Source organism: Mesorhizobium sp. M0051, from assembly GCF_040323235.1.
Taxonomy (GTDB): domain Bacteria; phylum Pseudomonadota; class Alphaproteobacteria; order Rhizobiales; family Rhizobiaceae; genus Mesorhizobium.
This window is the reverse complement of sequence record NZ_JAMYUT010000032.1, coordinates 40,111-57,883: the sequence shown is the minus strand read 5'-3', so window position 1 is coordinate 57,883 and position 17,773 is coordinate 40,111. Positions and strand designations below refer to the sequence as shown.

Annotated in this window: 15 protein-coding genes; 6 read left to right on the top strand and 9 right to left on the bottom strand. The window is 61.9% G+C overall.

Features of this window, described 5'->3' with window-relative positions:
• Positions 1 to 46: 46 nt before the first annotated feature.
• The 3 genes from edd to zwf form a co-directional block, all read right to left on the bottom strand.
• Positions 47 to 1,870 (bottom strand): phosphogluconate dehydratase, encoded by a 1,824-nt coding sequence (gene edd / locus NKJ90_RS27000; protein WP_023758376.1) that lies wholly within the window; start codon positions 1,868 to 1,870, stop codon positions 47 to 49.
• A gap of 71 nt (positions 1,871 to 1,941) precedes the next feature.
• Positions 1,942 to 2,658: a 6-phosphogluconolactonase gene (gene pgl / locus NKJ90_RS26995; protein ID WP_023758375.1), complete on the bottom strand. Its 717-nt coding sequence runs from the start codon at positions 2,656 to 2,658 to the stop codon at positions 1,942 to 1,944.
• Positions 2,640 to 4,109, bottom strand: a complete 1,470-nt coding sequence (gene zwf, locus NKJ90_RS26990; protein WP_023758374.1) for a glucose-6-phosphate dehydrogenase — start codon at positions 4,107 to 4,109, stop codon at positions 2,640 to 2,642. Before zwf ends, pgl begins: the two co-directional genes overlap by 19 nt.
• Positions 4,110 to 4,426: 317 nt before the next feature.
• Between zwf and NKJ90_RS26985 the strand changes: the two genes are divergently transcribed.
• On the top strand, positions 4,427 to 5,173 hold the full coding sequence (locus NKJ90_RS26985; RefSeq protein ID WP_031259883.1) for an SDR family oxidoreductase: 747 nt from the start codon (positions 4,427 to 4,429) through the stop codon (positions 5,171 to 5,173).
• A gap of 45 nt (positions 5,174 to 5,218) precedes the next feature.
• On the opposite strand, the gene NKJ90_RS26980 is transcribed toward NKJ90_RS26985, so the two are convergent.
• From NKJ90_RS26980 to NKJ90_RS26970, 3 genes are all read right to left on the bottom strand, one after another.
• A complete protein-coding gene (locus NKJ90_RS26980; RefSeq protein WP_023758372.1) occupies positions 5,219 to 6,070 on the bottom strand; it encodes an SH3 domain-containing protein in 852 nt (283 codons plus the stop codon).
• Positions 6,071 to 6,368: 298 nt separating this feature from the next.
• Positions 6,369 to 7,655 carry an NAD(P)/FAD-dependent oxidoreductase gene (locus NKJ90_RS26975; protein ID WP_023758371.1) on the bottom strand — a complete coding sequence of 429 codons (1,287 nt, stop codon included), beginning with the start codon at positions 7,653 to 7,655 and terminating at the stop codon, positions 6,369 to 6,371.
• Between the two features lie 117 nt (positions 7,656 to 7,772).
• Positions 7,773 to 9,209: a glutamine synthetase family protein gene (locus NKJ90_RS26970; RefSeq protein WP_023758370.1), complete on the bottom strand. Its 1,437-nt coding sequence runs from the start codon at positions 9,207 to 9,209 to the stop codon at positions 7,773 to 7,775.
• A 163-nt stretch (positions 9,210 to 9,372) separates the two neighbouring features.
• Here NKJ90_RS26970 and NKJ90_RS26965 point away from each other — a divergent pair, with 163 nt between their 5' ends.
• Positions 9,373 to 10,089, top strand: coding sequence for an HAD family hydrolase (locus tag NKJ90_RS26965; protein ID WP_023758369.1), 717 nt, complete (start codon positions 9,373 to 9,375; stop codon positions 10,087 to 10,089).
• Positions 10,090 to 10,154: 65 nt separating this feature from the next.
• Here the strand turns inward: NKJ90_RS26965 and NKJ90_RS26960 are convergent, their stop codons facing one another.
• The 3 genes from NKJ90_RS26960 to aceA all read right to left on the bottom strand — a co-directional run bounded on the left by NKJ90_RS26960 (position 10,155) and on the right by aceA (position 12,426).
• Positions 10,155 to 10,607, bottom strand: coding sequence for an ANTAR domain-containing protein (locus tag NKJ90_RS26960; RefSeq protein ID WP_023758368.1), 453 nt, complete (start codon positions 10,605 to 10,607; stop codon positions 10,155 to 10,157).
• 228 nt (positions 10,608 to 10,835) lie between these two features.
• Positions 10,836 to 11,078, bottom strand: coding sequence for an SMc00767 family acetate metabolism repressor (locus NKJ90_RS26955; RefSeq protein WP_006202762.1), 243 nt, complete (start codon positions 11,076 to 11,078; stop codon positions 10,836 to 10,838).
• A 58-nt stretch (positions 11,079 to 11,136) separates the two neighbouring features.
• Positions 11,137 to 12,426 (bottom strand): isocitrate lyase, encoded by a 1,290-nt coding sequence (aceA, locus tag NKJ90_RS26950; protein ID WP_023758367.1) that lies wholly within the window; start codon positions 12,424 to 12,426, stop codon positions 11,137 to 11,139.
• A 235-nt stretch (positions 12,427 to 12,661) separates the two neighbouring features.
• Between aceA and NKJ90_RS26945 the strand changes: the two genes are divergently transcribed.
• The 4 genes from NKJ90_RS26945 (at position 12,662) to NKJ90_RS26930 (ending at position 17,728) form a co-directional block, all read left to right on the top strand.
• Complete coding sequence (locus NKJ90_RS26945) at positions 12,662 to 14,104, top strand: helix-turn-helix domain-containing protein (RefSeq protein WP_023758366.1); 1,443 nt, start codon at positions 12,662 to 12,664, stop codon at positions 14,102 to 14,104.
• A gap of 151 nt (positions 14,105 to 14,255) precedes the next feature.
• Entirely contained in the window at positions 14,256 to 15,155 is a 900-nt protein-coding gene (locus NKJ90_RS26940) for a DUF2167 domain-containing protein (RefSeq protein ID WP_023758365.1), read from the top strand.
• A 177-nt stretch (positions 15,156 to 15,332) separates the two neighbouring features.
• Entirely contained in the window at positions 15,333 to 16,286 is a 954-nt protein-coding gene (locus NKJ90_RS26935) for a DMT family transporter (RefSeq protein WP_023758364.1), read from the top strand.
• Positions 16,287 to 16,630: 344 nt separating this feature from the next.
• Positions 16,631 to 17,728 carry a polyamine ABC transporter substrate-binding protein gene (locus tag NKJ90_RS26930; protein ID WP_023758363.1) on the top strand — a complete coding sequence of 366 codons (1,098 nt, stop codon included), beginning with the start codon at positions 16,631 to 16,633 and terminating at the stop codon, positions 17,726 to 17,728.
• Positions 17,729 to 17,773: the final 45 nt, after the last annotated feature.

Genomic DNA, 17,773 nt, shown 5'->3' with positions numbered 1-17,773 from the left:
AGGGCGGCCAAGCGCCGCCCTTTTCATGCACAGAACGGTGATTCCATCACGCCGTGCCGAAGGCGCTGGCGCCATGGTCGGCGCGGCCGACCAATTGGCGGAAGCCAGCGAACAGCTCGCGGCCGAACCCGAACTCGTTGCCTATGAGATCGGCATCCGCCGTCCGGCGCAAGGCGAAGTCGCCGGCCGGCACCAGCACCTCAAGTGTCCCGGCCTCGGCGTCGAGCCGGATGATGTCGCCTTCGTGGATCCTGGCGATCGGCCCTTCCTCGACTGCTTCCGGCGTTACATGGATCGCCGCCGGCACCTTGCCGGAGGCGCCCGACATGCGCCCGTCGGTGACCAGCGCCACGCGCTGGCCGCGATCCTGCAGGATACCGAGCACGGTGGTCAGCTTGTGCAGTTCCGGCATGCCGTTGGCCTTCGGCCCCTGGAAGCGGACGACGGCGATGAAATCACCGGTCAGCGTGCCCGCCTTGAACGCCTCGTTCAACCCTTGCTGGCTGTCGAAGACCTTGGCCGGCGCCTCGATGATGCGCCGTTCCGGCTTCACCGCGGAAGTCTTGATGACGGCGTGGCCGAGATTGCCCGAGAGCACCTTGAGGCCGCCGGTCGCCTGGAAAGCCTTGCTGAACGGCGCCAGCACTTTCTCGTCGCCGCTTTTGCGCGGCGAGGCTTCGCGCACCACGCTGCCGTCGGCACCGAGCTTTGCCTCGACCGCGTAGGGCCGCAAGCCTTCGCCCCACACCGTCTGCACATCCTCGTGCAGGATGCCTTCGTCGAGCAGTTCGCGGATCAGGAAGCCGAGCCCGCCGGCGGCGTGGAAATGGTTCACGTCGGCAAGACCGTTGGGATAGACCCGCGCCAGCAGGGGCACCGCTTCCGAAAGGTCGGAAATATCCTGCCAGGTGATGGCGATGCCGGCCGCCGCCGCCATGGCGATCAGGTGGATGGTGTGATTGGTCGAGCCGCCGGTGGCGTGCAGGCCGACGACGCCGTTGACGATCGAACGCTCGTCGATCATCCGGCCGGCCGGCGTATAGGCATTTCCGAGCGCGGTGATCGCCAGCGCCCGCTTCGTCGCCTCGCGGGTCAGGGCGTCACGCAGCGGCGTGCCGGGATTGACGAAGGAAGCGCCCGGCGTGTGCAGGCCCATGATCTCCATCAGCATCTGGTTGGAATTCGCCGTGCCGTAGAAGGTGCAGGTGCCCGGCCCATGGTAGGACTTGGACTCGGCCTCCAGCAGTTCGGCGCGTCCGGCCTTGCCCTCGGCATAGAGCTGGCGGACCTTGGCCTTTTCATCGTTCGGCAGGCCAGTGGTCATCGGTCCTGCGGGAATGAACACCGCCGGCAGATGGCCGAAGGTCAGTGCGGCGATCACCAGGCCAGGCACGATCTTGTCGCAGACGCCGAGATAGACGGCGGCGTCGAACATGTTGTGCGACAGGCCGATCGCTGCGGCCATGGCGATCACGTCGCGCGAAAACAGCGACAGCTCCATGCCGGGCTGGCCTTGCGTAACGCCATCGCACATCGCCGGCACGCCGCCGGCGACCTGGGCGATGCCGCCGGCCTCGCGTGCCGCGTCCTTGATCAGCGCCGGAAAGGTCTCGAACGGCTGATGCGCCGAGAGCATGTCGTTATAGGAGGTGATGATGCCTAGGTTTGGGACCTTATCCGCACCCAGCGCCAGCTTTTCCGAGGGACTGCACACCGCAAAGCCGTGGGCGAGATTGCCGCACGACAGCACGGCCCGGTTGGCGGTGCGGTTCGACGCCTCGGCGATGCGGCTAAGATAACGCTCGCGGCCTGGCTTTGAACGCTCGCGGATGCGTTCGGTGATGGCTTCGATGTCGCGTCTGACGGTCATGGTGTCGGTCCTTTCAGGCGAGGTCCCGGAACACAATCCGGCTGTCCGCCGGGACCCTCAGTACGTTCAAATCAGGGCGCCCAGAAAATCTCCACGGGCTTACGCGCGGCGTCGAGCACGGCGCGGATTGGTTTTCGCGGTCCGGGCGCGACCGCGCCGTCGAAGGCGGTGCGCTTGTCCTCGCCCTCGATGTGCACCGCGATGAAGCCGGCATCGACGATGCGCGCCAGCGACAGGGTCAGCCGCGGCTCGCCCGCGCTCGCCGCACGAACCGGCAGCACGATCCTGTCGCAGGACGGGTCGAGCAATCTTGCCAGGTCGTCGGCATCGGGAAAGAACGAGGCGGTATGGCCGTCCGGCCCCATGCCGAGCACGACGACGTCGAGCGGCCAGGGCAGCGACTGCAGTGCTGCGTTGTCGGACGCCGCCGCGTCCTCGATGTCGGTGGCTTCGTGATAGAGAGGCACGAAACGTGCCGCCTTGGCCGCGTTCTGCAAGAGATTTGCGGCCACCAGCCCGGCGTTGGAACGTGGCGAGGAGGCCGGCACGAAGCGCTCGTCGACCAGCGTCACGATCACCTTGTCCCAGGCGATCGGTATCGCCGAAAGAGCGGCGAAGAACTTTGCCGGCGTGGTGCCGCCGGAGACGGCGAGCAGCCCCGTGCCGCGCTCGGCGATGGCCTTGGTCAGGCGGCCGGCGACATGACCGGCAAGGGCGGCCGCCAATTCCTGGCGCCCGGCGAAGCCGTTCCAGCTGTAGGCGGCGCTGTTCAATTGCTCTCGTGCCATGTCCGCCCGTCACGTTCGATCAGTGCGATGGAGGCCGAGGGTCCCCAGGTGCCTGCCGTATAGCCCTGCGCCTCTTGTCTGGCGCTTTCCCAGGCGTTCTGGATCGGGTCGATCCACTTCCACGCCGCCTCGACTTCGTCGCGGCGCATGAACAGGGTCTGGTTGCCACGGATGACATCCATGATCAGCCGCTCATAGGCATCCGGCGCGCGGCCATCGAAGGATTGCGCGAAGCTCATGTCGAGCGAGATCTGGCGCAGCCGCATGCCGCCCGGACCCGGATCCTTGATCATGATGAACTGCTTGACGCCTTCGTCCGGCTGCAACCGGATGACCAGTTGGTTGGCGAAGATCGGACCGGCGCTGTCACCGAAGATCGAATGCGGGATCGGCTTGAATTCGATGACGATTTCCGAAACCCGTGTCGCCAGCCGCTTGCCGGTCCTGAAGTAAAACGGAACGCCCGCCCAGCGCCAGGTGCCGATCTCGGCCTTGATGGCGACGAAAGTTTCGGTGTTGCTGTCGTGGGAAAGCTCCTCGACATAGCCTTTTACAGCTCCGCTGGCCGAGGCGCCGGCGCGGTATTGGCCACGCACGGTGTGCTTCGGCGCCTCGTTGCCGTTGATGCGCTTCAGCGCCCGCAGCACCTTCAGCTTCTCGTCGCGCACCGCGTCGGCGTCCATCGAAGACGGCGCTTCCATGGCGACCAGGCACAGCAGCTGCAGCATATGGTTCTGCACCATGTCGCGCAGTGCGCCGGCCTTGTCGTAATAGGTGACGCGGTCTTCCAACCCCACTGTCTCGGCGACCGTGATCTGCACATGGTCGATATGGGCGGAATTCCACAGCGGCTCATAGAGCGCGTTGGCAAAGCGCAGCGCCATCAGGTTCTGCACCGTCTCCTTGCCGAGATAGTGGTCGATGCGGAAGATCTGGCTTTCGTGGAAATCGTCGCCGACCAGATCGTTGAGCGCTCGCGCTGACGCAAGGTCGCGGCCGATCGGCTTCTCCAGCACGATGCGGGAGTTCGGCGTGATCAGATTGTGCTCCTTCAGCTTGTGAGAAATATCGCCGAACAGCGCCGGCGCCACCGCCAGGTAGAAGGCACGGATACGGTCGCTGTCGCCGATCGCCTTCGTCAATTTGTCGAAGCCGGCGCCGGTCGTTGCATCGGCCGAGACATAGGATAGCCGCGCCAGAAAGGTCTTCAATTCATTGGCGTCGATATCGGCCGGTTTGACATGCTCGGAGATCGCCTGCTTGGCGAAGGCCTGGAATTCCTCATCGCTCATTTTCGATCGTGATGTGCCGATGATGCGCGTCGGCTCCGAGAACTGATGGTCGCGCTGCCGATAGTAGAGAGACGGCAAAAGCTTGCGTTCCGACAGATCGCCGGTGCCGCCGAAAATGATGAAGTCGAAAGGGTCGACGGGGATGATCTGGCTGGTCATGGTCTATCCGCTCTGACGCCGGTCGCAAGTACGCGGCTGATATAATCTAATCGATTTAAATTTTCCAGTGCCATGGTGTCACATCTGGGTGTATGCGCCTGCCCCTTGACAGTCCGATGACCCTGGAGGCTTGTCGACAGGCGCGGCTCCGGAAGCCCTTCGCAGTTGCAGCATAGAGCGGGATCGAGGCGAAAGCCAAAGGAGAAATCGGCGATGGCCGCACATCTTTCAACCAACCTGTTCAGCAGCCGCGGCATTGCGTGGATGTGTATGATCGGCGTGACTGTCGATCATCACCAAGCATGAGCGGGAAAAAAATGCGTCTGGAAAACAAGGTTGCCGTCATCACCGGTGCTGCGTCGGGCTTTGGCGAGGGTATGGCCAGGCGCTTTGCCGAGGAGGGCGCCAGGGTTGTCATCGCCGATCTCAATGGCAAGGGTGCGGAGCGTGTCGCCGGCGAGATCGGTGAAGCGGCGATCTGGACCCAGACCGATGTTTCGCTGCGCTCCGAATTCGACGAGATGGTCTATGCCACGAAGAGCGCCTTCGGCCGCATCGACATTATGGTCAACAATGCGGGCTATACCCATCGCAACGGCGACATGCTCAATGTCGACGAGGAAACCTTCGATCTGATCACATCAGTCAACATGAAGGCGATCTATCACGCAGCGCTTGCCGTGGTGCCGATCATGGAGCGGCAAGGCGGCGGCGTCATTTTGACCACGGCCTCCACCGCGGGTCTGCGGCCGAGGCCCGGCCTCACCTGGTACAATGCGTCGAAAGGCTGGGCGATCTCCGCCACCAAGTCGATGGCGGTGGAACTGGCGCCGAAGAAGATCCGCGTCAACTGCCTCTGCCCGGTTGCTGGCGAGACCGGCATGCTGGAGAAATTCATGGGCGCCGACACACCTGAAATCCGCGAGAAGTTCCGCGCATCGATCCCGCTCGGCCGGCTTTCGACGCCGCTCGACATTGCCAATGCCGCACTCTGGCTGGCCTCCGACGAAGCCGCATTCATCACCGGTGTGGCGCTGGAGGTCGATGGCGGCCGCTGCATCTGATAGCCTGCCGTATGTCGCCAACATGCCCACGCCGAGCAGTGGGAGTCAGGCGCCGGTCTTGATGTAGGTCTTGTAGACCCAGCCGGTCTTGCCGTTATAGATGATCTGGCACCATTGCTTGCAACTCATCACCTGAACCGAGGTTCTGGCCGGCACCGTGGCGATGGCGGCGGCATTCTTCTTCGGGCCGCTCCGCATGGTCACGGGTCTCAGGATACGCCCTGTTCCGGCGGCTGCGACCTTCCCGGGCTTCGCCTTGGCCTGGCTGCCGTCGTCAGCGGCCGTTGGCTGCTGTGGCGGCACCTGCGGCTGCACCGCGGGGATAGCGGCGGTTTGTGCGCCATCGGGATGGCTACCCGCCGCCGCGGGGGGGGCGGCAACCTTGGCAAGTTCAGCGGTGGCATCGGTATCGGCTGCCGGCTGCGCGAATGCCGCCGCCGGCTTGTCCGGCGTCTGTTCAGCCTGGTTCGCCACTTGGCTGGGAGCAGTCGAATCGGAGGCGACCTTCGGCTGCGGTCCGGTCCAGCGCGGATCATTGGCCTTGAGTGCGGGGATGGCTTCCGCTGCTGCCACGGTCGGTGAAACCGCGTCGGACTTGCGCGCCTGCGGCACGGTTGTCGCGGCGACTGCAGCCCCCACCGGGGCTATTTTCGTCGTCTTCACCGGAATGGCTGGAATTGTCTGCTCAGGGCTTGCTGACGCTTGCCTGTCGCTGGCCGGTAATGCCAGCCATAGCGCCACGGCGGCGACGCCAAGCAGTGCTGCGGTGCCGATTGCGGCGATCACCAGATGCGAGTTCGAACGGACTTCCTGCCAGAACGACGGCCGCATGTCGTATCCGAACTGCATGGCAAAGCGCCGACGTTCCGGCGTACCGAAACTGAAGGGCTCTTTCACTCTTGCCACCTCCATAAGTGGGCCAATGTTCTTTCGATCGAATGCCAAGAACCTGGCGAAAGATCTGCATCGGTCCCAAGAAACCAAAGCGGGCAAGCCCGCAAAATTCCCCATCAGTCGCCCACAACCGGCATCTTTTGCCGGCGATTGTGGCATCACTACGCCTTCCCACCCGATTCTGCACCTTTGAGGGGGATTCCGCAATGTGCCGCTACGGCAACAAATATTACAGTAATATTACATGAATTCAGCGCGATCCTGTCCAGTCCGAACGCAATCCCGAAAAGTGGGAACAACCCTAAATCCTGTCCCGCAGAGCAAACCAGTTGAGCGCCAGGAACAGCAGCGGCGTACGAAAGCGCCGTCCGCCGGGGAAGGGCGGGATTTTCAGATCCTCGATCAGCTTCAGCCGGTCGCGGTTGCCCGCAACGGATTCGGCATATAGCTTGCCGAAGAAGTTCGACAGCATGACGCCGTGGCCGGAATAGCCGCCGGCCGAAATCACATTGGGCATCACTTCGCGCACGAAAGGCATTCTCGGCACTGTGATGCCGACATAGCCGCCCCAGCCATGCGTGATCTCGACGTCCCTGAGCGCCGGATAGAGTTCCGCGATCTGGCGACGGATGTGGATGTGAATATCCTTCGGATCGTTGACGCCGTAAATCTCGCGTCCGCCAAACAGCAGCCGCCCGTCTTTCGATCTGCGGAAATAGCGCACGACGAAGCGGGAATCATCGACCGACTCGCCGCCCGGCAACACGTTCGAGTCTGCTCCCAGCGGCACGGTTGCGCCGATGAATGAACCGATCGGCATGATGTGCGCCGCACTCACCGGCTCAAGCGTGCCGCCGTGGGCGTTGACCGCGATCAGGCATTTCTGCGCTGTCACCGTGCCTCTCGGCGTCGAAACCTTGACCTTGCCGCCACTGGAAACGATGCCGGTCGATGGCGTCCCCTCGAACAGCTGCGCGCCGGCAAGCGCTGCCACCCGCGCCGTCCCGATCACCATTTTCATCGGGTGGATGTGTCCAGTGCCGGTGTCGCGCGTCCCGCCAAAGTAGGCTGTCGATCCCAGCCGCTCCGCCGTCTCCCTGGCATCCATGAACGAGATATGCGGGTAGGAAAAACGGCTCGCCATGATCTCGGCATGTGCCTTGTAGTCGTCGACGTAGCGCGGCTTGTGCGCCACCGAGAGCTGGCCCGGCAGATAGTCGATGTCGATCTGGTTGGCAGCAGCGAATTCGAGGAGATGCGTCTTCGCCTCTTCGGCAAGATCGAACAGGGCCTTGGCGCGCGAAAAACCATACTCGGCCTCCAGCTCCTCTGCCCAGGAACGCTGGCCGGTGCCGAGCTGCCCGCCATTGCGCCCGGAAGCGCCGTCGCCGAAACGGTACGCCTCGATCAAAACGACATTCGTCCCTCCCTTGGCCAGATGCACCGCCGCCGACAGGCCGGTAAAGCCGCCGCCGATGATGACGACATCGCAGGTACGGTCGCCATCGAGCACGGGGTATTCAGGCCGCGGTCCGGCTGTGTCTTCGTACCAGGAGCGGCCGGGGGAGATCGGGGATTGGTAGGCCATGATGCGGTTAAGACTCGGAGTTTTGGGGGGGGAAGCGAATGGCGAATAGGGAAGAATTGAAAAGTGAGGGTTGATCGAGACTGTGTCGCCCGTCTCATCATTTCTGTTCGCTATTCGCTAAACATTGAGCAACAAATACTCCCGTTCCCAGGGGCTGATCACTTCCATGAACGTCTCGAATTCGGCGCGCTTGATCGCCGCATAGGTCGCGGCGAAGGACTTGCCCAGATGCGCGCAGAGCTCCTTATCGCCCTCGAACAGGTCGACGGCTTCGAGCAGGCCACGTGGCAGGTCGATCTCGTCGGCATTGGCGGTCGTCAGGACGGGAGGTTCGGCCTTGATCTTCCTGGTGATGCCGATCAGCCCGCAGGCAAGCGATGCCGCCAAAGCCAGATAGGGGTTGGCGTCGGAGGAGGGGATGCGGTTTTCGACGCGCCGCGCCGCCGGATCCGAGCGTGGCACACGAAACGCCGTGGTGCGATTGTCATAGCCCCATTTGTTATTGACCGGCGCCGACGCCGCCTGTGTCAATCGCCGGTAGGAATTAACATAGGGCGCGAACATCACCAGCGCGTTCGGCACATGCTTCTGCATACCGCCGATGAAATGGAAGAAGGCGTCGGTTTCCGAGCCGTCGGCAGCCGAGAAGATGTTCTGTCCGGTCTTCTTGTCGATGATCGATTGATGGATATGCATGGCGGAGCCAGGCTGCCCCTGGATGGGCTTGGCCATGAAGGTGGCATAGATCTCGTGCTTCAGCGCCGCCTCGCGAATGGTGCGCTTGAACATGAACACCTGGTCGGCCAGTTCGATCGGGTCTCCGTGGCGCAGATTGATCTCAAGCTGGCCGGCACCTTCCTCGTGGATCAGCGTATCAATCTCCAGCCCCTGGCTTTCGGAGAAATGGTAGATGTCGTCGATCAGTTCGTCGAATTCGTTGACGCCGGCGATCGAATAGCCGGCGCCGCCGCCGATCGCGCGTCCCGAACGGCCGACCGGCGGTGTAAGCGGATAATCCGGATCGGGATTCTTGCGCACCAGATAGAATTCGATCTCAGGCGCCACCACCGGCCTCAGGCCGAGCTTGTCATAGGCGGCAACCACGCGCTTCAACACGTTGCGTGGCGTGAACTCGACCGAGCGGCCATCCTGGTGGACCAGATCGCAGATGACCGCGGCCGTCGGGTCTTCTTCCCAGGGCACCACCGTCAGCGTCGACAGGTCAGGCATCAGTTTGAGGTCGCCGTCGTCTTCCGGGTAATGGAAGCCGTTGCCGTCCTCGGGATAGCCGCCGGAAATCGTCGTCATGAAGACTGCCGATGGCAGGGCCAGCGATGTGTTGGAGGTGAATTTCTTCGATGGCATCATCTTGCCGCGGGCGACGCCTGCCTGATCAGGCGTGATGCACTCGATGTCTTCGATGCCGCGCCATTCCAGCCAGGCGCTGACTTCCTTCCAGTTCTTGACGCCCCGTTGGTTTTTCACGAAGGCAGGCGTGCGGGCACGTCCTCCGCGGCTCGACGGACGGACTTCCTTTTTTGCAGGCGGCATCATTCACCAGATTGGGTTGCGGATTGTGGAGTATAGCCGTGCCCTCCAATGGAAGGGAAGGGGAGCCGCGCCGGGCATTGGCTGACGCTGTTGAAAATCGCGCCAATCGGCTTAGTTTCCGCAATCCCGATCCCAATCGAGACCCCAATCTTAATCGAGAAATTGCATGCGGCACGACGACAAACTGACGACGATCGGCTTCGACGCCGACGACACACTCTGGCAGAACGAGCAGTTCTTCCGCCTGACGGAGAAGCGCTTTGCCGCCATGTTGGCCGACCATGGCGAAGCGGGGCACATCTCCGCGCGATTGTTGGAAGCCGAAAGGCGCAACCTTGCCGTCTATGGCTTCGGTATCAAGGGATTTACCCTGTCGATGATCGAAACAGCGATCGAGGTTACACAGGGCCACGTGCCGGCGGCGGTCATATCGGAGATTCTCGATACCGGCCGCGAGATGCTGAGCCATCCGATCGAGGTCTTGCCGCATGCGCGCGAGACTGTCGAAAAGCTTGCCGGCGCGTTCCGCCTTGTGCTGATCACCAAGGGCGACCTTTTCGATCAGGAGCGCAAGCTGGCCGGGTCAGGTCTGGGCGAATTGTTCGACGCGATCGAGATCGTCAGCGACAAGAATGCCGCCACCTATGACAGGATCTTCAGCCGGCATGGCGATGGTCCGGCAAAAAGCATGATGGTCGGCAATTCGCTGAAGTCGGACGTGGTGCCGGCCATCGAGGCCGGCGGTTGGGGTGTCCATGTGCCGCATGAACTGACCTGGGTGCTGGAGCATGTCGAGGCTCCGGTGGCCGAATCGAGATTCCGCCAGATATCCGATCTCGGCCAACTGCCCGGGCTGGTTGAAAGCATCGTGAACGCGGGCTGATCGCAGTAGTCGGCCATTGTTTTCCGTTTACGGGCGGGGAAACCGCCTACAACTCTTTCTGCAATCTAGCGGCCAACCAGGCGGTCGATCACCGGCTGCAGCCGTTCGGGCGTGATCGGCTTGGCGACCACGACATCGATGATATCAGACAGGCTCAGGCTCTCCGGCGAGCCATTCTTGGTCGAAAGCAGGATCACCGGTGGCAGCGATTTGCCCGAGGCCCGCCGCAACGCTCCGATGCTGGACATCAGGTCGTCGCAGTCCTTGTTGTCGGCACCGCCGTCTAGAACGACTGCGCCGGGAATGAGGGACCGTAAGATCCTCGCTGCCGTGTCGGGAGATTCCGAGATTGGCTTGAGCCCGGATCGCTCGACGATCTTCGAGATCACCACGCGATTGATGGGCGATTTGCCGACGACAAGCACCTGCGACGGATCGCGGATCGCCTCGGAGCTAGCGTCGCGCGGCGCCCGATTCAGATGTCTTGGAGTCTCGCCTTCGTGATTCAATGGGCACACAAGTCGGCCAAGAAGCTCGCCCCTATTTCAATGCAGAGTTGAATCTGGGGTGCAATTGGCGTGAGATCGTGGCTTATGTCAAGTTGAAATAAAAGACCCCGAGATCATGCCTGGGAGCAGTGAATTTCAAGCAACTCTACTGTACTGGACTGTCCACCGGGATGTCATGAAAGAAAATTCACCTGCACGGCGACCGCGCAGGTGAAAGGGCGGTTGCACGGATTGCGATCAGCCGTGGCTTTGTTGCGTGACGATCACCGGGATCAGCAGGTCGCCCCAGTTGCCGTCGCCGCCGTGATGGCGTGCCGAGCGCACGAGCTCCACCGAGACGCCCGCCTCGACCGCCTTCATCACCGATTGGTTGAGGCGGTGCAGATCGTTGGCCAGCATGCGGATCGTCGCTTGCTGGTCGACGCTCATCGTCGTGGACTGTTCCTCGGCGCGTTCCTTGACACGGCTTATCGATGCCATTGGTCTTCTCCTTGTGTCCCAAGCCCTGCTGGGCGTTTCCTCTGTACTTTGCAGCTCGCTATTCCGCTGCCGGTTTGAACTGCGCGTGCTCGGTGGACTCGTGCATGGCGGTGGTCGACGACCGGCCGCCGGTGATCGCCATCGACACGGCATCGAAATAGCCGGTGCCGACCTCGCGCTGGTGCTTGGTCGCGGTGTAGCCATTGGCCTCGGCCGCGAACTCCGCTTCCTGCAACTCGGAATAGGCCGCCATTTGCCGTGCCTTGTAGCCGCGAGCCAGTTCGAACATGCCGTAGTTGAGCTGGTGAAAGCCGGCGAGCGTGATGAACTGGAACTTGTAGCCCATGGCGCCGAGTTCCTTCTGGAACCTGGCGATCGTCGCGTCGTCGAGGTTCTTCTTCCAGTTGAACGATGGCGAGCAATTGTAGGCGAGCAGCTTGTCGGGGTGGTGCTTGCGCACGCCCTCGGCGAATTTCCTGGCCTGCGCCAGGTCAGGCTTCGAGGTCTCGCACCAGATCAGATCCGCGTAAGGCGCATAGGCGATGGCCCGCTCAATGCAGGGCTCGATGCCGTTGCTGACGTGATAGAAGCCTTCCACCGTACGCCCAGCGCCGTAGTCGACGAAAGGCTGGTCGCGCTCGTCGATGTCGGAGGTGAGCAGCTTGGCGGCTTCCGCGTCGGTGCGCGCGACGACCAGGGTCGGCGTGCCCATCACGTCCGCTGCCAGGCGCGCTGCGTTGAGATTGCGGATATGCGCCGCAGTCGGGATCAGCACCTTGCCACCGAGATGGCCGCACTTCTTTTCCGACGCCAGCTGGTCCTCATAGTGGACGCCAGCGGCGCCCGCCTCGATGAATGCCTTCATGATCTCGAAGGCGTTGAGCGGTCCGCCGAATCCGGCTTCCGCGTCGGCGACGATCGGCGCGAACCAGGTCTCGACCGAAAGCCCGTTGCCCTCGGACGTCTCGATCTGGTCGGCGCGCTGCAGCGTGCGGTTGATGCGCTTGACCAGCTCGGGCGCCGCATTGGCCGGATAGAGCGACTGGTCCGGATACATCGCAGATGCGGTGTTGGCGTCGGCGGCGACCTGCCAGCCCGACAGATAGATCGCCTTCAGCCCGGCGCGCACCTGCTGCATCGCCTGGTTGCCGGACATGGCGCCGAGCGCATTGACGAAGTCCTCCTCGTGGATGAGCTTCCACAGCCGGTTGGCGCCCATTTCGGCAAGGCTCTGGCGGATCTGCACCGAGCCGCGCAGCCGCTTCACGTCTTCCGCGGAATAAGGCCGTTCGATACCGTCGAAGCGACCTTCCGGCGCCGATGGGACGAGGTTGTAAAAATCAGTCATTGATCACTCCGAAGGATTACTGCATCCGTGTCCGGGCATCGATCATCGAGCGCGGGGTTTGACTGAATTTACATTGCGGCGCGAGATGAGCCAGTAGAATCAAGAAAATCGGCGAAATATAAGGGAAAACCTGTGTTGCGTTTGACAGGCGCACGCTGTAAATTTGTCATGATTGTAAAGAGCGGCGCATCGAGATTGTCGCGAACCTTGTGTAAATTCCTGTCAAGGACAGTCGATGGCTGACCAGAAGATATTTGCCGGGCCGCGCATCCGCCGCATCCGCAACGCCAAGGGCCTGACCCAGACGGCGATGGCCGAGGGGCTTGGCATTTCCCCGTCCTATCTCAACCTGATTGAGCGCAACCAGCGGCCGCTAACCGTGCAACTGATCCTCAAGCTGGCGTCCGTCTACAAGATCGATCCGCATGAGTTGCAGGGCGAGGCAAGGGGGTCAGTCGCCGCTTTGAAGGAGGTGTTCACCGATCCTCTGCTGGTCGGCGAGCTGCCGGGCGATCAGGAGCTGATAGAACTTGCCGAGGCGGCGCCCAACGCGTCCGCGGCGGTGATAAAGCTGTTTCGCGCCTATCGCGAACAGGCCGAGCGCCTGTCCGACCTCAACGAGCTTTTGGCGCGCGAGGGCCGGACGACCGCAGTTTCCGGTGCCCGCCTGCCGATCGACGAGGTGCACGAGATTTTCGAGCGCCGGCCGAACCATTTCGCAGCCCTCGAGGAGGAGGCCGCGGCGTTCACCTCGGTGCTTGATCCCGGCGACGATCTGTTCGGCGCGCTGAAGGCTTGGCTGAAGCGCGAATACGGCATCGTGGTCAAGGTGCTGCCGGTCGCCACCATGCCGAACTGGCGTCGCCGTTATGACCGCCACTCGCAGCGCATGTTCCTGTCCGAGCGGCTGTCGCCGTTCGACCAATTACGCGAAGTCGCGATGGAGGCCTGTCTGATCCGCATGACGGTCGCGGTCGCCGGCGAGATCCAGGCGCTCAAGCTGGCCACCGACGAGGCCCGCCGGCTCGCTCGCTTCGAACTTGGCCGTTATTCGGCGCATGCCTTGATGATGCCCTACCAGGCCTTTCACACGGCTGCCGTGCGTGCCCGTTATGATATCGATGTCCTGCGTTCGCGCTTCGGTGTCTCCTTCGAACAGGCGGCGAACCGGTTGACCACGCTGCAGCGGCAGGGTGCCTCGGGTGTGCCGTTTTTTATGCTGGAGGTCGACAATGCCGGCAACCGCTTCCGCAAGGCCGGGAGCCAGGGCTTTCCGCAAAGCCGCTTCGGCGGCGCCTGCCCCAAACTGCCCGTGCATGTCGCTTTCACCCAGCCCGGCCAGATCTTCGTGGAGGCGGTGGAAATGCCCGACGGCGCCGAGTTCCTGTGCATTGCTCGCACGCTTGAAGGACCGCAAGGCGCCTTCTCGGAGCGCCCGCGCCGCACCGCGCTGCTGCTCGGTTGCGACATCGGCTTTCGCGACGACATCGTCTATGGCGCGGCGCTGCCCGGTGCGGCAATCGCCGCAAAGGCCGGCCGCGTCGCGGCGACACCGGTCGGACCCGCCTGCCGGCTTTGCGAGCGCGTCGGCTGCCTGGCGCGCGCCGAGCCGCCGGTGACGCGTCCGCTCGGCCTCGACGAGATGGTAACGGGCCTGAGCGCTTTCGATTTCCAGTAAGTCATGACTGTTGGTCGCAGAACAATACAACGAAATGTGTGTATTTGTGAAAGATGCTAGCTGTCGATCGTGATGTAACAGTTACAATATTGCTCGAACATTGCCGGCAGGATATCAAAACGCAAGCTGCATATGGGTCGGGGGATCATTGATGGGCAAGACAGTTTTCTGGTTGAGTTTGGCGTTCGCCTTTTCGGTTGGCCCTGCCGCAGCGGAAAAGTCGTCGGCCTTCTTCAAGTCTTACCAACAGTACAACGACGCCGGCAAGGCATTCCTGGACAAGATCGATCCGAAAACCGGCGCGATAGACCTCGCCGAGGGCGTGCATCTTGACCTCAAGGACAAGTTCTACTTCCTGAACAAGAAGGACACGGCAGCCGTCCTGACCGAAGCTTGGGGCAATCCGCCCGGCTCCGGTGCCGATGCGCTCGGCATGATCTTTCCCGCGGCAAACGATCCCATTGCCGACAACAATTGGGGGATAGAGTTGCGCTGGGAGAAGATAGGATATGTCGACGATAGCGACGCCAACTCCATCGACTACGACGAATTGCTGCGCAGCATGCAGGCGGACACCTCGTCGGCCAATGACCAGCGAGTAAAGGACGGCTTTCAGCCCGTTACGCTGGTCGGTTGGGCCTCACCGCCTGTCTATGATGCGGTCAACAAGCGGCTTCACTGGGCCAAGGAATTGGAATTTGGCAGCGACGCGGTCCACACGCTCAACTATGACGTCCGCTTTCTCGGCAGGGAAGGCGTTTTTGTGATGAGCTACATCGCCACCGTGAAGCAATTGCCGGAAATAAAACAGAGCCTGGATGAGGTTCTAGATTTGGCGGACTTCGGCGCCGGCAAGACATACGCCGATTTCGTGCCAGGCGTCGATACGGTTGCAGCGGTAGGCGTTGGTGGGCTGATTGCCGGCAAGTTGGCGGCGAAGGCAGGCTTTTTGATCGTGGCTCTGGTTGCGTTGAAGAAGTTCGGTCTGATCCTGCTGGTTCCATTGGCCGGGCTCTGGCGCTTCATCCGCGGCAACAAGAGTACCTCATAGACTCTGTTGCGACGGTCTGGTTCGCCGTCCGGCTGAGACCAAGACGGCTTCTCAGTGCCCCAAACGGCAAATCGAACTGGCTCAGCCCCAGCGCGCATCTTTGCGTTACGCGAACAGGCCATCTTTTCGTCGTCCCTTGCGCATCGTCCCGTCCACAAAAGCCCGACAGTCGCGCCCATGACCGACACTGCATCATCGCCGATCCTTGCTTCATCGACCGCCTCGCGGCGCGACGAACGCGTCGGCATGCTTTTGGTGTTCCTGTCGGCACTGATGTGGAGTTTCGGCGGCACCATCGCCCGCTTCATCACTGTCGGCGATAGCTGGACGGTTGTTTTCTGGCGTTCTGTCTGGGCAGCGGCTTTCCTGATCTGCTTCATGGTCTGGCGCGACGGCTGGCGCGGCATGTCGAAAATGTTCCGCGACATGGGTCTGCCCGGCCTTGCCGTCGGCGTCTGCTTCGCCACGGCATCGACCGCCTTTGTCGTGGCACTTGCCTACACCACCGTGGCCAATATCCTGTTGATGCAGGCCGGCGTGCCGTTGCTGGCGGCGCTGTTCGCCTGGGCGTTGTTTCGTGAAAGGGTGGGTGTCGCGACCTGGCTGGCCATCGCTGCCGTCATCGCCGGCGTCGCCATCATGGTGTCGGAATCGCTTGATGGCGCCGTCTCGCCGATAGGTGACGGGCTGGCGCTGTTGATCGCGGTGATGTTCTCGATCGCCACCGTCATTACCCGGCGGTTTGCCGGTGTCCGCATGACGCCGGCAACCTGCCTTGGCACCATGCTTGCGGCAGGCTTTGCCGCATCGCAGACCTCGACATTCGCTGTGTCGACCAGTGACATGGCTTTTCTCTTTGTCTTCGGCGTGGTCAATCTGGGCCTCGGCCTCGCCTTTTTCGCCACCGGCGCTCGGCTGATACCCGCGGCAATAGCAGCACTGCTCGGCACGTTCGAGCCGATCCTGGGGCCCATATGGGTCTGGCTCGTCCATTCCGAGGTGCCGTCGGGGCGCACCATCGTCGGTGGCGCGGTGGTTGTCACGGCGCTGCTCGTCCATATCGGGCTCGAATTCAAGCGCCAGACGGGGCCCGAACGTGCAGGGGTCACCGGAGTTCCATCGCCTAATTGACGTGGCGCGCAGCTTTGCCATTGACAATGCCGCTGCCGCGCGGGCAGGCTGAGATTACGGCAACAACAAGACAGGCTTATCTTGCCAAGTCTCCCTGCCGGTCAGATCGAGACCGGACCACATCGTCGTATCTCTGCCTGCGCCACGGCGAAAGCCTATGACGGCATTTGCACGCCACACGAGTCCCAGCGACGACGCAACGCCTGCCTCTCATCGAACTGCCTGCATAGCGCCGGCAGTTCACGCTTGTCGCCTTTTGGAAAGCTCAATAGCCTGAAACAAATGCCCGGCCGCGCTGGAACCGTGACGAGCCGGCGAAGGAACACTCATCAAAGGAGAATAGCATGATCCGCAAAGCGCTCTGGCTTTCGGCAACTTCGGTATTTCTGACGCTTTTCACCGTCGGCGGTCATGCCGAGGATCGCGTCCTCAATGTCTTCAACTGGTCGGATTATATCGACAGTTCGATTATCGACGATTTCACCAAGGAGACGGGCATCAAGGTCGTCTACGACACGTTCGATTCCAACGAAATCCTGGAAACCAAGCTGCTTGCCGGCGGCAGCGGCTATGACGTCGTCGTACCCAGCGGCAATTTTCTTGCGCGCCAAATCCAGGCCGGTGTGTTCCAGAAGCTCGACAAGTCGAAGCTGCCGAACATTTCCAACATGTGGGACACGGTTTCAGAGCGCACCGCCAAATACGACCCCGGCAACGAATACTCGGTCAACTACATGTGGGGCACGGTTGGCATCGGTTACAACATCAAGAAGGTGCAGGCAGCACTCGGCACCGACAAGATCGACAGCTGGGATGTTTTCTTCAATCCGGACAGCCTGGCCAAATTGAAGGACTGCGGCGTCTACGTATTGGACTCCCCGGCCGACATCATTCCGGCGGCGTTGAAATATCTCGGCCTCGACCCGAACAGCACGTCATCAGATGATATCGCCAAGGCCGAGGAGGCTTTGCTCAAGGTCCGGCCCTATATCAGGAAGTTCCACTCCTCCGAATACATCAACGCGCTCGCCAACGGCGATATCTGCCTGGCGGTCGGCTGGTCGGGTGACGTGTTCCAGGCCCGCAACCGCGCGGTCGAGGCCAAGCAGGGCGTCGAGATCGGCTATTCCGTGCCGAAGGAGGGTGCTCAGATGTGGTTCGACCAGATGGCTATCCCCGCTGATGCGCCGCATGTCGCGGAGGCGCTCGAGTTCATCAACTACATGATGAAGCCGGAAGTTATCGCCAAGTCGTCCAACTATGTGCTCTACGCGAATGGCAACAAGGCTTCGCAGCAATTCGTCGACAAGGCGCTGTTGGATGATCCTTCGGTTTATCCCGATGCCGAGACGATAAAGAAGCTTTACACCGTCTCGCCTTACGATCCCAAGACCCAGCGCGTCATCACGCGTACCTGGACCAAGATCGTCACTGGCCAGTAAGCAATCTGAGATGGTCCCGGCAGCCACCTGCCGGGACCATTCTTT

Excerpts from the sequence above, each read along its gene's own strand:
- edd (WP_023758376.1), bottom strand. The coding sequence starts at position 1,870 with ATGACCGTCAGACGCGACATCGAAGCCATCACCGAACGCATCCGCGAG.
- pgl (WP_023758375.1), bottom strand. The coding sequence starts at position 2,658 with ATGGCACGAGAGCAATTGAACAGCGCCGCCTACAGCTGGAACGGCTTC.
- zwf (WP_023758374.1), bottom strand. The coding sequence starts at position 4,109 with ATGACCAGCCAGATCATCCCCGTCGACCCTTTCGACTTCATCATTTTC.
- NKJ90_RS26985 (WP_031259883.1), top strand. The coding sequence starts at position 4,427 with ATGCGTCTGGAAAACAAGGTTGCCGTCATCACCGGTGCTGCGTCGGGC.
- NKJ90_RS26975 (WP_023758371.1), bottom strand. The coding sequence starts at position 7,655 with ATGGCCTACCAATCCCCGATCTCCCCCGGCCGCTCCTGGTACGAAGAC.
- NKJ90_RS26970 (WP_023758370.1), bottom strand. The coding sequence starts at position 9,209 with ATGATGCCGCCTGCAAAAAAGGAAGTCCGTCCGTCGAGCCGCGGAGGA.
- NKJ90_RS26965 (WP_023758369.1), top strand. The coding sequence starts at position 9,373 with ATGCGGCACGACGACAAACTGACGACGATCGGCTTCGACGCCGACGAC.
- NKJ90_RS26955 (WP_006202762.1), bottom strand. The coding sequence starts at position 11,078 with ATGGCATCGATAAGCCGTGTCAAGGAACGCGCCGAGGAACAGTCCACG.
- aceA (WP_023758367.1), bottom strand. The coding sequence starts at position 12,426 with ATGACTGATTTTTACAACCTCGTCCCATCGGCGCCGGAAGGTCGCTTC.
- NKJ90_RS26945 (WP_023758366.1), top strand. The coding sequence starts at position 12,662 with ATGGCTGACCAGAAGATATTTGCCGGGCCGCGCATCCGCCGCATCCGC.
- NKJ90_RS26940 (WP_023758365.1), top strand. The coding sequence starts at position 14,256 with ATGGGCAAGACAGTTTTCTGGTTGAGTTTGGCGTTCGCCTTTTCGGTT.
- NKJ90_RS26935 (WP_023758364.1), top strand. The coding sequence starts at position 15,333 with ATGACCGACACTGCATCATCGCCGATCCTTGCTTCATCGACCGCCTCG.
- NKJ90_RS26930 (WP_023758363.1), top strand. The coding sequence starts at position 16,631 with ATGATCCGCAAAGCGCTCTGGCTTTCGGCAACTTCGGTATTTCTGACG.